Source organism: Cryobacterium psychrotolerans (assembly GCF_900101115.1).
In the GTDB taxonomy this organism is placed as follows: Bacteria; Actinomycetota; Actinomycetes; order Actinomycetales; family Microbacteriaceae; genus Cryobacterium; species Cryobacterium psychrotolerans.
In genome coordinates this window covers 240,583-253,632 of the sequence record NZ_FNFU01000003.1, presented here as the reverse complement: position 1 = coordinate 253,632, position 13,050 = coordinate 240,583, and the positions used below count along the sequence as shown (strand labels likewise).

The window sequence follows — 13,050 nt, the reverse complement described above, 5'->3', positions numbered from 1 at the left end:
GCAGCACCCCCTCCACTTTTTTCGCCCTCTCTTCAAGCAACGGAACCCATGCAGACTGCTGAAATTCGCGGGCGCTGGCTCGCCTTCTTCGCCGATCGTGGACACACGGTCGTGCCGTCGGCGTCCCTCGTCAGCGACGACCCCACCCTCCTCTTCACCGTGGCCGGCATGGTCCCGTTCGTGCCGTACCTGACCGGCCTGGTGCCGCCGCCCTACCCGCGGGCCACCAGCGTGCAGAAGTGCATCCGTACCAACGACATCGAAGAGGTCGGCAAGACTCCTCGCCACGGCACCTTCTTCCAGATGGCCGGAAACTTCTCGTTCGGCGACTACTTCAAGGAGCAGGCGATCCAGTACGCCTGGGAGCTCCTCACCACGCCGGAGTCGGCAGGCGGCTACGGCTTCCTCGAGAAGGACCTCTGGGTCACGATCTACCTCGACGACGATGAGGCTTTCGGCTATTGGCGGGCGATCGGCGTGCCCGCCGACCGCATCCAGCGTCTCGGCAAGGAATCCAACTACTGGTCGACCGGCCAGTCAGGGCCCGCCGGTCCGTGTTCGGAGATTTTCTTCGACCGCGGCCCCGCCTACGGCGCCGACGGCGGCCCGGCCACCGACGACGACCGGTATGTCGAGATCTGGAACCTCGTCTTCATGCAGTACCTGCGCGGGGAGGGTTCAGGCAAGGACGACTTTGAAATCCTCGGCGACCTGCCGAAGAAGAACATCGACACCGGCATGGGCCTGGAGCGCGTCGCCTTCCTCAAACAGGGCGTCGAGAACATGTACGAGATCGACCAGGTCCGCCCGGTCCTCGACCGCGCCGCAGCGCTCTCCCGGCGTGCCTACGGCGCCGACCATGAGGACGACGTGCGGATGCGCATCGTGGCCGACCACGTGCGCTCCTCGCTGATGCTGATGAGCGACGGCGTCATGCCGTCCAACGAAGGCCGTGGGTACATCCTGCGCCGCCTGATGCGCCGCACCGTGCGTGCGATGCGCCTCCTCGGTGTCGAGGGCGCGACCTTCCCCGAGCTGTTCCCCGCGTCGCGCGACGCGATGAGCGACGCCTACCCGGAGGTCAAGTCCGACTACGACCGGATCAGCCAGGCCGCGTACGCCGAGGAGGAGACGTTCCTCCGCACGCTGACCAGCGGCAGCGCCGTGCTGGATGTCGCCGTGGCCAAAACGAAGAAGGCGGCCGGGGCCGAACTGCCGGGGGACACCGCGTTCCTGCTTCACGACACCTACGGCTTCCCGATCGAACTGACCCTCGAGATGGCGGAGGAAGCCGGGCTCAGCGTCAACCGCGAGGCCTTCGACGCCCTGATGTCCAAGCAGCGCGCCATGGCCAAGGCCGACGCGAAAGCGAAGAAGACCACCCTGGCCGACCTGTCCGTCTACAGCGCGTTCCGCGCCCAGGGCGCGACGGTCTTCACCGGCCACGACACCCTGCAGACCGAGTCGTCCATCCTCGGCCTCATCGTCGAGGGCGCCTCGGTGACGAACGCCGTCGCCGGGGAGATCGCCGAGGTCATCCTCTCGGAGACCTCGCTCTACGCGGAATCCGGCGGCCAGGAGGCCGACGCCGGCCTCATCGTCGGCCCCGGTTACGAACTCGAAGTGCTCGACGTGCAGAAGCCGGTGGCGGGACTGATCAGCCACAAGGTGCAGGTGCGAAGCGGTGAGGTCGGGGTGGGCGACAGCGCGACCAGCGTGGTCGACGCCGACTGGCGCCGCGGGGCACGCCAGGCCCATTCCGGGACGCACATCCTCCATGCGGCCCTCCGCCAGGTGCTCGGCCCGAACGCGCACCAGTCCGGCTCGTACAACAAGGCCGGGTTCCTCCGCTTTGACTTCTCCTGGAACCAGGCGCTCTCGCCGGCGACGCGCAGCGAGATCGAGGAGATCGCCAACAACGCCATCCGGGACAACCTCGAGGTCGTCACCCGGGAAATGAATCTCACCGAGGCCAAGGCCCTGGGCGCCATGGCCCTTTTCAGCGAGAAGTACGGCGACCGCGTGCGTGTCGTCGATATCGGCGGGCCCTGGTCGCGCGAACTCTGCGCCGGAACCCACGTGTCGACGAGTGCGGAAATCGGCATGATCAACCTGGTCAGCGAGGCCTCCGTCGGTTCGACGAACCGGCGCGTCGAGTCGCTTGTCGGCCTGGAAGCGTTCCGCGACCTGGCGGCAGAGCGCGCGATCGTGTCGCAGCTCACCGCGAACCTCAAAACGCCCAAGGAGGCGCTCCCGGAGCGCATCAACGACCTGCTCCAGAACCTCAAGGCGGCGGAGAAGAAGATCGCCGCCTACGAGGCGCGCGCCCTCTCCGATCGCGTTCCGGCCCTCCTGGCGACGGCGTCCCGGGCCGGGTCGGTCATGCTCGTTGCCGAGAACCTGGGCACCCTGGCATCCGCCGACGACGTGCGGATGCTCGTCACCGCCACCCGTGAGCGGCTCGGCAGCGAGCCGGCCGTCGTGGCGCTGGCCGCAACGGTCGGTGAGAAGCCGGTCGTGATCGTCGCGACCAACCAGGCCGCCCGCGACGCCGGCCACAAGGCCGGTGCCCTGGCCAAGCAGGTCGCCGGAATCCTCGGCGGCGGCGGCGGCGGCAAGGACGACCTCGCGCAGGGCGGCGGCACGGACGTCTCCGCCGTTCCCAGCGCACTCGACGCCGTTCGCACGGCTGTGGTCCGCTAAGACGTGCGCCACGGCGTGCGGGTCGGTGTCGACGTCGGAACGGCCCGGATCGGAGTCGCCCGCAGCGACGCCCACGGCATGCTCGCGACGCCCGTCGAAACGGTGAACCGCGACAGCGCCGGCGTCGTCGATATCGCCCGGATTCGCGGGATCGTCGCGGAACTCGAGGCGGTGGAGGTCATTGTCGGGCTCCCGCTGGCGCTTTCGGGGAGGACGACGGCTTCGACGGGCGACGCGGTGGGCTTCGCGGAGGCCCTCGAGCGGGCGCTCCCGGTGCCCGTGCGGCTCGTTGACGAGCGGCTGTCCACCGTCGCCGCCCAGTCGGTGCTGCGGGCATCCGGTCGCAAGGCGAAAACCCACCGCCCGGTGATCGATCAGGTGGCCGCTACTATAATTCTGCAACACGCTCTGGACGCCGAGCGAGCCTCGGGCAGGCCCCCCGGCACGCTCGTGGATCCACCGAGAGAGCCGACCGCCGACCCGCCCGAAAGGCCGTAAAACCGTGTCGCACACCCCACCGGAGTCCGTTGGTTCGCCGAACGAGGGTACGCCGGGCGGCGGTTCGCCGCGCGATGATCCGGCCGGTGGCTGGGAAGAGCTCCTGACCGGTGCGACGGAGACTCACCAGGGCGGCGAGGCCGGCTCGGCAGCGGGCTCGACGCCCGGTACGGCATCCGGGGCGGCAGCCGGGGAAACGGGCGGTTCGCGCCGGGCCGCCCGGGCGTCGCGCGGTCGCGTCCCGCGATCCGGGGGGCGGGCCGATCCCTCGAACGGGCCGCGACCGGGCATCAGGAGCCGCCGGGGAGCCTGGGGCTGCGTGAGCGTGCTGCTCGTGTTCGTCCTGCTTCTGGCGGCCGGGGCGTTCGCCCTGCAGGGACCGCTGTCCCAGCTGTACGCCTCGACCCAGGGGCCGCCCGACTACGAGGGCTCCGGTGGGAAGAAGCTCGTCGTGATGATCCACGACGGAGACACCGGGGGAGATGTCGCCGGCACCCTCGCGGAAGCCGGAGTCGTCAAGAGCTATGAGGCCTTCTACAAGTTGCTGCTCGCCGAATCACCCGCACCCGTATTCCAGCCGGGCGCGTACCAGCTGGCCGCGAAGATGAGCGCCCGCTCGGCGCTCGACGCCCTGCTCGACAAGAAGAACAAGCTCGAGCAGACCGTCGTCATCCCGGAGGGCACCACCGCTGCCGTCGCCCTGGAGTCGCTCGCGGAGGGGACGGATGTTCCGTTGGCCGACATCGAGGCTGCGGCGAAGAGTGTCGCCTCCTTCGGACTTCCCGCCGAGGCGACCAGCCTGGAAGGATTCCTCTTCCCGGCGACCTACAACTTCACGCCCGGCGTGACCGCCCATGATGCCATCAAGACCCTCGTCGACCGCCAGTTCAAGGCTCTCGACGATGCCGGGGTGACCGAGGACAAGCGATGGACGACCATCACCATGGCCGCTTTGATCCAGCGCGAGGCGGGGCTCCGCGAGGACTACTTCAAGGTCTCGCGGGTCTTCTACAACCGGCTCAACCCCCAGCTGTGGCCGAGCGGGCTGCTCCAGTCAGACGCGACCGTGACGTACCGAACGGGAAACACCGACGTTGCGACCACGACGGACGCCGAGCGCGCCGACGCGAGCAACCCGTACAACACCTATGTGCACCCGGGCCTCCCGGCCGGGCCGATCTCGAACCCCGGGGACCTGGCCATCGACGCGGCCCTGCACCCCGCCGACGGGCCCTGGCTATACTTCGTGTCCTGGAACCTCGACACGGGCGAGACGATCTTCTCGTCCACGCTCAAGGATCACGAAGTCGCCGTCGCCAAATGGCTGGCCTGGATGAAGGACCACCCCGAGTATGGCTAACGAACTGCCGAACCGGCCCGTGCAGCGCCTCGCCGTGCTGGGATCTCCGATCGCGCACTCCCAGTCCCCGGCGCTCCACCGGGCCGCCTACGCCACCCTGGGCCTCGACTGGCAGTATGACGCCATCGAAGTGCGCGCCGGGGAGCTCGATGACTTCCTCGCCGGCCTCGGCGCGGAGTGGCACGGCCTGTCCCTGACCATGCCGCTCAAGCAGGAGGTCATGCCGCTCCTGACCGGCCTCGATCGGATGGCGACCCTCACCGGCGCGGCGAACACGGTGCTCCTCGGCCGCTCGGACGCCGGCCCCACCCTGACCGGGTTCAACACGGATGTCACGGGGCTGGTCCGCGCCCTGGCCGACGCCGGTCTCACCCGCGCGACCCACGTCACCCTGCTGGGGGCGGGGGCGACCGCGGCCTCGGCGCTCGTGGCCGCCGCAGAGCTCGGCGCGGAATCCGTCGACGTCGTCGTGCGCACCCCGTCCAAGGCCGGTCCCCTCATCGAGCTGGGCCACGGCGTCGGCGTGGCCGTCACGGTGGCGAACCTGACCAGCCTCGGCAGCCCGGAGCGGCAGAGCGACCTCGTGATCAGCACCCTGCCGGGCGGGCCGGTGCTGGCGGCCGAGTTCCCGGCGGAACTTCGGAGCCGGGCCGTCTTGTTCGACGTGAGCTACTCCCCGTGGCCGAGCTCGCTGGCCCGGTCCTGGCAGGCCGCGGGGGGCACCGTGTGCTCGGGCCTCGGGATGCTGTTGCACCAGGCACTCATCCAGGTGCGCATCTTCGTCAGCGGCGATCCGTTCGAACCGCTGCCCCGGGAAGACGAGGTTTTGCAGGCGATGCGCGGCGCTTTGGCTGAGGAGCCTGTGGGAGGATAGGAGTCATGCTTCGTTGGCTCACAGCCGGAGAGTCCCACGGCCCCGAACTCATCGCCATTGTCGAGGGTTTGCCCGCTGGGATCCCGGTCTCCCTCACCGATATCCGCCTCGACCTCGCACGCCGCAAACTCGGCTACGGCCGGGGCGCCCGGATGAAATTCGAGCAGGACGAGCTCACCCTGTCCGGCGGGGTGCGCCACGGGCTCACCATGGGGGGCCCGGTCGCGCTGCGCATCGGCAACACCGAGTGGCCCAAATGGTCAGAGGTGATGAGCCCGGAACCGGTCGACCCCGCCACCCTGACCCGCGGCCGCGGATCGCCCCTCACCCGGCCGAGGCCCGGCCATGCCGACCTCGTCGGCATGCAGAAGTACGACTTCGACGAGGCCCGTCCCGTGCTCGAGCGGGCCAGCGCCCGCGAAACCGCCGCCCGGGTCGCCCTGGGCGCGGTCGCCCGGGCCTTCCTCGCCGAGCTGGGGATCACCCTGGTCAGCCACACCCTCTCGATCGGGCCGGTCCGGGTCCCCGAGGATGCCCCGCTGCCGCACCCCGGCGACGTCGACGCCCTCGACGCGGACCCGCTGCGCTGCTTCCACCCGGAGACATCCGCGCTGATGGTGGCCGAGGTGGATGCGGCGCACAAGGACGGTGACACTCTGGGCGGCATTGTCGAGGTGCTCGCCTACAACCTCCCTCCCGGCCTCGGTTCCTTCGTGCACTGGGACCGCCGGCTCGATTCCCAGCTCGCCGCGGCGCTGATGGGCATCCAGGCGATCAAGGCCGTCGAGGTCGGCGACGGCTTCCTCACCACCACGCGCCGCGGGTCCACCGCCCACGACGAGCTCGTCCAGGCCGACGGCGTCATCCAGCGGGCCGGCGACAAGGCCGGCGGCACCGAGGGAGGCATGAGCACGGGCACCGTGCTGCGGGTTCGCGCCGGCATGAAGCCGATCTCCACCATTCCCCGGGCCCTCCGCACCGTCGACGTCGCCACCAGCGAGGCCGCCCCCGCGCACCACCAGCGTTCCGACGTGTGCGCGGTTCCCGCGGCGGGCGTGGTCGCCGAGGCTATGGTCGCCCTGGTGCTGGCCAACTCCGTGCTCGAGAAATTCGGCGGAGACTCCATCGGCGAGACCAGGCGCAACCTCGACGGCTACCTCGCGAACATCCCGGCCAACTTGAAGACCGGCGCGTCCAGCGACGCGTCGCTCTAGCCATGGGCGCATCCGTCGGGCAGCTGTTCCCGCTTGCCTTCATCGGCCCGATGGCCGCGGGCAAGACGAAGATCGCGCGCCGCGTCGCCCGCGCCCTGAATGTGCCGTTCATCGACACCGACCAGCGCATCGTCGACCGGTACGGTCCGATCGCCGAGATCTTCGCGCGCGAGGGTGAAGAGTACTTCCGGGTGATCGAACGTGAGGTCGTCGCCGAGGCCCTGGCCGAAGAGGCCGTCGTCTCGCTCGGCGGGGGAGCAGTGCTCGACGCCGAGTCCCGGGCCGACCTGGCCCGGTGCAGTGTCGTGTACCTCAGCGTTGACGCGGCCGCGGCGGCGAAGCGGATCCGCGGACGCAAGCGCCCGCTCATCGCCAACGGCATCGAGGACTGGCAGCGCATCTTCGACGAGCGCCGCCCGGTGTACGAGTCACTGGCCGACATCCACTTCGACACATCGACCCGTTCGGTCGGCGACATCGCCGATGACATCGTGACCTGGACCAGAGAGAAACCGTGACCGACACAACAACTCCAGAACCAACCGTCCCGGCGGCAGACTCCGACACCACCGTGATCACCGTCAGCGGCGCGGACCCGTACCCCGTGCTGATCGGGCGCGGGCTCGTCGCCGGCGTCGCCGACCAGCTCGGCGCCGAGGTGCGCAAGGTGCTCATCGTCTACACCTCCACACTCGGAGCGCGTGCCGTCGCGCTGCGCGAAAGCCTCCTCGATCGCTACGAGGTGCTGATCGCCGAGGTGCCCGATGCCGAGGCCGCCAAGCGGGTCGAGGTGGCCGCCTTCTGCTGGCAGGTGATGGGGCAGGCCGACTTCAGCCGCACGGATGCCGTGATCGGCTTCGGCGGCGGCGCCGTGACCGACCTGGCCGGCTTCGTTGCCGCGACCTGGCTGCGGGGAGTGCGCCTGGTGCAGGTGCCCACCAGCGTGCTCGGCATGGTCGACGCCGCCATCGGCGGCAAGAACGGCATCAACACGGCCGAGGGAAAGAACCTGGTCGGAACCTTCTACGCGCCCGCGGCCGTTCTCTGCGACCTCGACGTGCTCGACGACCTGCCGCGGAATGAGATCCTCGCCGGGTTTGCCGAGATCGTGAAGGCCGGGTTCATCCAGGTTCCCGAGATCCTCGACATCATCGAAGACGATGTCGCAGCCGTGACCGACCCGCACACCCCGCAGTTCCGCCGGGTGGTCGAACTCGCCATCGAGATGAAGGCGCGGATCACGGGGGAGGACTTCCGGGAGTCGGGCCGGCGCGAGATCCTCAACTACGGCCACACCCTCGGCCACGCCGTCGAACACGCCGAACGGTACGGCTGGCGGCACGGGGCGGCCGTCGCCGTCGGCATGATGTTCGCCGCGGAACTCGCCCGGCTGAGCGGGCGTCTCTCGGACGAGGCCGCCGATCGGCACCGGCGCATCCTCGAATCCCTCACCCTCCCCGTCAGCTACCCGGTCGGTCGGTGGAGCACGCTCCTGGCGACCATGCAGCGGGACAAGAAGACCCGCAGCGGCATGTTGCGCTTCATCGTGCTCGACGACATCGGCAAGCCGACGGTGCTCGAGGCCCCCGACGCGTCGCTGCTCTTCGCGGCCTACCAGGAAATCGGCTCCTAACCCCCGCCCTCTTCCCTCCCTCCTTCCCTTCGCCGAACTGTGAGTTTGGCACCTTGGTTGTGCTCGGGAAGGTGCCAAACTCAGAGTTCGGCGAATCTGCGCGGCCGGATTCGTGACATACGATGGGGATCCCGAGCGATGGCCGCAGCCCTCCTCGCCGACGACCAGCGTGGATCGGAGGGTGATGACCAGTCCATGGACGGTCCGCGCCCCCGGCGAGTCCGAACGGGAGTCCTTCGCGCTGCTGGCGCGGGCGCACGAGGCCGCCGTCTCGGACCGTGCCACCCTCACCGGGGTGCGGAAACTCGTGCAGGAGTCCTGGCAGCGTTCGCTCTCCCACCGGGTCGACCCGTCGCTGGCCGGCGCCGAGCCGGAACTGACCGCTGAGCAGCTTCGGGATCTTCGCCGCCGGCATCCGCTGGCGTCGGTTCTTCCCGTCGTGCACAACCTGCTCATCCGGCATGCCTTCGAGGCCGGCCTGATCGTGGCCGTCGGCGACGAATCGGGGCGCCTGCTGTGGATTGACGGCGACCACGTGCTGAGGCAGAAGGCCGAGTCGATGCTCTTCGTCGAGGGCGCCGACTGGTCCGAACGCCGGGTCGGGACCAGCGCCCCGGGGACCGCGCTGGCACTCAACCATGGGATCCAGATCCAGCGGGCCGAGCACTTCAACCAGCTGGCGCATCCCTGGAGCTGCACGGCCGTGCCGATCCACGACCCGGATTCGGGTGCCCTTCTCGGGGTCATCGACATCACCGGCGGCGACGACGCGGTCGCCCCGCAGACCCTGCCCCTCGTCGAGGCCGCCGTGGCCGCGGTCGAGGCCGAGCTGCGGATCCAGCGCCTCGGACTTCCGCCGGAGCGCGGCGCCACCGCGCGCTTCCAGGTGGCCCTGACGCCGCCCCCGCCCCGAAAGGCCGCTCCGGCGGGACTGCAGGTGCTCGGACGGGACCACGGCCAGCTGGACGTCGGCGGCGCCAACCTCGAGGTCAGCCCCCGGCACGCCGAGATGCTGACCCTGCTCGCCTGGCACCGGGAGGGCCTCTCCGCCGAGCGCCTGGCGCTCCTGCTCAGCGACCAGGCCGGCGGCGTCGACACCCTCCGCGCCGAAATGGTGCGGCTGCGGAAGGCGCTCGATCCGCTCGGCCGGGCATTCACCATCCGCTCCCGGCCCTACCGGCTCGATGCATCGATCGAACTGGATGCCCAGCGCGTGCTCGCCTTCCTCGAGCGCGGCGCCCACCGGGTGGCACTCGGGGCCTACCGCGGGCCGGTGCTGCCCAGTTCCACGGCGCCGGGCGTGGCCGCGATCCGGGCCGAGGTCAGCGCGCGGCTCCGCGAGGCCATGCTCAGCGACGCCTCCGCGGAGCTGCTGCTCGAGTACGCGCGCACCGAGGAGGCCACCTACGACACCGAAGTCTGGCGTGCCTGCCTCGAACTGTTGCCGGCCCGGTCGCCCAAGCGGGCCACCGTCGTCGCCCGGCTCAAGCGGATCGACGCCGAGCTCGGGTAGGCGCGCGACCATTCGCAACCCCGCAACTTTTCGCAACCCTGTGGCAACCTTGCCCTCCCTAGGCTCCGAGGAGAGCCGCAGCTGACGCTGCGTGCATCGACACCGTCGTCGACAAAGGAGCGCCATGACCGTCTATTCAGCCCCCGGAACACCCGACTCGAAGGTCACCTTCAAGCCCCGCTACGAGAATTGGATCGGCGGTGAATGGGTCATGCCGGTCAAGGGACAGTACTTCGAAGACATCTCGCCGGTCACCGGCAAGGCCTTCGCCGAGGTCGCCCGTGGCACCGCCGAGGACATCGAACTGGCCCTGGATGCCGCCCACAAGGCCGCGCCGGCCTGGGGAAAGACCTCGGCCACGACCCGCGCCGCGGTGCTCAACAAGATCGCCGACATCATCGACGCCAACCTCGAGCTGCTCGCCGTCGCCGAGACCTGGGACAACGGCAAGCCCGTGCGCGAGACGCTGAACGCGGACGTCCCGCTCGCCTCCGACCACTTCCGCTACTTTGCCTCCGCGATCCGGGCCCAGGACGGCGACCACGCCGAACTGGACGGCGACATGGTCTCGTACCAGTTCCACGAGCCACTCGGCGTCGTCGGGCAGATCATCCCGTGGAACTTCCCGATCCTGATGGCCGTCTGGAAACTGGCCCCCGCGCTGGCCGCCGGCAACACTGTTGTACTCAAGCCCGCCGAGCAGACGCCGGTGTCGATTCTCGTGCTGCTCGAACTGATCGGTGACGTGCTGCCCGCCGGGGTCGTCGACGTGGTCAACGGGTTCGGCATCGAGGCGGGCAAGCCGCTCGCCTCGTCGAACCGGATCCGCAAGATCGCCTTCACGGGGGAGACCTCGACCGGTCGCCTGATCATGCAGTACGCCAGCGCCAACATCATCCCCTCGACCCTCGAGCTCGGCGGCAAGAGCCCCAACATCTTCTTCAGCGACGTCGCCCAGGAGCAGGACGCGTTCTACGACAAGGCGCAGGAAGGATTCGTGCTCTTCGCGTTCAATCAGGGTGAGGTCTGCACGGCGCCCAGCCGTGCGCTGCTGCAGAAGCCCATCTACGACAGCTTCCTCGCCGATGCGGTCGAGCGCACCCGCAAGGCGGTGCAGGGCAACCCGCTCGACACCGACACCCAGGTCGGCGCGCAGTCGAGCAACGACCAGCTCGAGAAGATCCTCTCCTACATCGACATCGGCAAGCAGGAGGGCGCGAAGCTGGCGCTCGGCGGCGAGCGGGTCGACCTCGGCGGCGACCTCAGCGGCGGCTACTACGTGCAGCCGACCATCTTCGAGGGGCACAACAAGATGCGCCTGTTCCAGGAGGAGATATTCGGCCCGGTGCTCGCGGTGACCAGCTTCACGGACTACGACGACGCCATCTCGATCGCCAACGACACCCTGTACGGCCTCGGCGCCGGCGTGTGGTCGCGCAACGGCAACATCGCCTATCGGGCCGGGCGGGACATCCAGGCGGGCCGGGTGTGGGTCAACAACTACCACGCCTACCCGGCCGGGGCGGCCTTCGGCGGCTACAAGAGTTCGGGGATCGGGCGCGAGAACAACAAACTCGCCCTGGGCCACTACCAGCAGACGAAGAACCTGCTGGTGTCGTATTCCGAGAACGCCCTGGGCTTCTTCTAGGCCCCTGGCCGCACCCCGGCGGGCTGCCGGCGACGCTCGTCGCCGGCAGCCCGCCGGTCGATCCGAGGAGGGTCACGCACATGTCCCAGCCCGTCGTCACGGCATCCGTCACCATCACCGGCGAGACCCGCCCACGGGTCGAGTTCACGCCCGCCACCGCCCTGCTGCTCCGCAGCCTGTGGGATGAGCACGGGCCGCTGATGTTCCACCAGTCGGGCGGATGCTGCGACGGCAGTTCGCCGATGTGCTTCCCGGCCGGTGAGTTCATCACCTCCGACCGGGACGTGCTGCTCGGCCGGCTCGACATCGCCCCGCCGGGAAGCGAGTCACAGTCGATCGACTTCTGGATGTCGGCCGAGCAGTTCGAGTACTGGAGCCACACCTTCCTCACCGTCGACGTCGTCGCCGGCCGGGGGAGCGGATTCTCCGCCGAGGCCCCGCGCGGGGTGCGTTTCCTGATCCGGTCCCGGTTGATGAGTTCGTTCGACTGAGCCGGCCGGGGTCGCTCAGGCCCTGGAGATCGGGATCTTCGACGACGTCGTGCTCTTCTCCGGAACGGGAATCCGGACCTCGAGCACCCCGTCACGGTAGGTCGCCTTCACGTCCTCCTCCTTGCAGCCAACGGGCAGGGGGATGTCCCGGGTGAAGGACCCGTAACGGAACTCCGTACGGTAGCCGTCCTTGAGCTTCTGCTCGCTCTTCTCCTCGCGCTCGGCCTGGATGTGAAGCACCCCGTCACTCACCGAGATGTCGACGTTCTTCTCCGGGTCGATGCCGGGAACCTCCGCCCTGACCACGAGCGTGTTGCCGTCCCGGAACTCCTCCACCTTCATCGACGTGGTGTCCCAGTCGCCCTCAAGGAAACGCCGGAAGGGCTCCGGCAGGTCAAATTTTTCTCGGCGTGCAAGTCCGGCCATGGTGGTCTCCTTCGTTTGGTGGAGCACACAGTACCCCCGGCGCCGTCCTGCCGCAGCGCCCCGCCGTGCTGCCCCGCCGCGTGCTGCTCTAGGCTGTGGGAATGAGCACAGTCCTCGTTCTGAACGGCCCGAACCTCGGGCGCCTCGGCAGCCGTGAACCCGATGTCTACGGGTCGGCTGACCTTGACGAACTGCGAGCGCTGCTCCGCGCATCCGCCCCCGCCGGCGTCACGGTCGACCTGCGCCAGACCGACGACGAGGCCGAGCTCATTCACTGGCTGTACGAGGCCGTCGACGCCGGCACGCCCGTCATCCTGAACCCGGCGGCTTTCACCCATTACAGCTACGCGCTGAGGGATGCCGCCGCCCTGGTGACAAAGGCCGGCGTTCCGCTGATCGAGGTGCACATTTCCAACCCGCACGCCCGGGAGACATTCCGGCACACGAGCGTCGTCAGCGCCGTCGCCACCGGAGTGATCGCCGGCCTCGGCTTCGACTCCTACCGCCTCGCCCTCAACTACCTCACCACCCCTCGCTAACCCCTCGCCGACCCCCCGCGAAACCGCACTCGTGCGCGTTATGAGGGCGTTTTAGCGCGCACAACTGCGGTTTCGCGGGAGTCGGGGCGGGGAACGCGGGGGCGCCTTTGGCGCTTTCAGGATGGGCAACTATGCTCGTTTGAGGTCGAAT

Annotated in this window: 12 protein-coding genes; 11 read left to right on the top strand and 1 reads right to left on the bottom strand. The window is 69.2% G+C overall.

What is annotated here, in order from left to right; all coding sequences use genetic code 11:
- Positions 1-48: 48 nt before the first annotated feature.
- The 10 genes from alaS to BLQ39_RS04470 all read left to right on the top strand — a co-directional run bounded on the left by alaS (position 49) and on the right by BLQ39_RS04470 (position 11,934).
- Positions 49-2,703 (top strand): alanine--tRNA ligase, encoded by a 2,655-nt coding sequence (gene alaS / locus BLQ39_RS04515; protein ID WP_092322062.1) that lies wholly within the window; start codon positions 49-51, stop codon positions 2,701-2,703.
- A gap of 3 nt (positions 2,704-2,706) precedes the next feature.
- Positions 2,707-3,201 (top strand): Holliday junction resolvase RuvX, encoded by a 495-nt coding sequence (ruvX, locus tag BLQ39_RS04510; RefSeq protein WP_174775336.1) that lies wholly within the window; start codon positions 2,707-2,709, stop codon positions 3,199-3,201.
- 4 nt (positions 3,202-3,205) lie between these two features.
- Positions 3,206-4,561, top strand: coding sequence for an endolytic transglycosylase MltG (gene mltG, locus BLQ39_RS04505; protein WP_241986926.1), 1,356 nt, complete (start codon positions 3,206-3,208; stop codon positions 4,559-4,561).
- The gene (locus tag BLQ39_RS04500; RefSeq protein WP_092322059.1) at positions 4,554-5,435 is read left to right on the top strand and encodes a shikimate dehydrogenase; all 882 of its coding nucleotides are present in this window, start codon (positions 4,554-4,556) and stop codon (positions 5,433-5,435) included. Before mltG ends, BLQ39_RS04500 begins: the two co-directional genes overlap by 8 nt.
- A 5-nt stretch (positions 5,436-5,440) precedes the next feature.
- A complete protein-coding gene (aroC, locus tag BLQ39_RS04495; protein WP_092322058.1) occupies positions 5,441-6,649 on the top strand; it encodes a chorismate synthase in 1,209 nt (402 codons plus the stop codon).
- A gap of 2 nt (positions 6,650-6,651) precedes the next feature.
- Entirely contained in the window at positions 6,652-7,167 is a 516-nt protein-coding gene (locus tag BLQ39_RS04490; protein WP_092322056.1) for a shikimate kinase, read from the top strand.
- Positions 7,164-8,282, top strand: coding sequence for a 3-dehydroquinate synthase (gene aroB / locus BLQ39_RS04485; RefSeq protein WP_092322055.1), 1,119 nt, complete (start codon positions 7,164-7,166; stop codon positions 8,280-8,282). Before BLQ39_RS04490 ends, aroB begins: the two co-directional genes overlap by 4 nt.
- A gap of 184 nt (positions 8,283-8,466) precedes the next feature.
- Positions 8,467-9,795, top strand: coding sequence for a GAF domain-containing protein (locus tag BLQ39_RS04480; RefSeq protein WP_135109286.1), 1,329 nt, complete (start codon positions 8,467-8,469; stop codon positions 9,793-9,795).
- 124 nt (positions 9,796-9,919) lie between these two features.
- On the top strand, positions 9,920-11,443 hold the full coding sequence (exaC, locus tag BLQ39_RS04475) for an acetaldehyde dehydrogenase ExaC (RefSeq protein WP_092322053.1): 1,524 nt from the start codon (positions 9,920-9,922) through the stop codon (positions 11,441-11,443).
- Positions 11,444-11,523: 80 nt separating this feature from the next.
- Positions 11,524-11,934, top strand: a complete 411-nt coding sequence (locus tag BLQ39_RS04470; protein WP_092322052.1) for a DUF779 domain-containing protein — start codon at positions 11,524-11,526, stop codon at positions 11,932-11,934.
- Between the two features lie 15 nt (positions 11,935-11,949).
- Here the strand turns inward: BLQ39_RS04470 and BLQ39_RS04465 are convergent, their stop codons facing one another.
- Positions 11,950-12,360 carry an Hsp20/alpha crystallin family protein gene (locus tag BLQ39_RS04465; RefSeq protein ID WP_092322050.1) on the bottom strand — a complete coding sequence of 137 codons (411 nt, stop codon included), beginning with the start codon at positions 12,358-12,360 and terminating at the stop codon, positions 11,950-11,952.
- A 101-nt stretch (positions 12,361-12,461) separates the two neighbouring features.
- On the opposite strand from BLQ39_RS04465, the gene BLQ39_RS04460 reads away from it, so the two are divergent.
- Entirely contained in the window at positions 12,462-12,899 is a 438-nt protein-coding gene (locus tag BLQ39_RS04460; RefSeq protein WP_092322049.1) for a type II 3-dehydroquinate dehydratase, read from the top strand.
- Positions 12,900-13,050 lie beyond the last annotated feature (151 nt).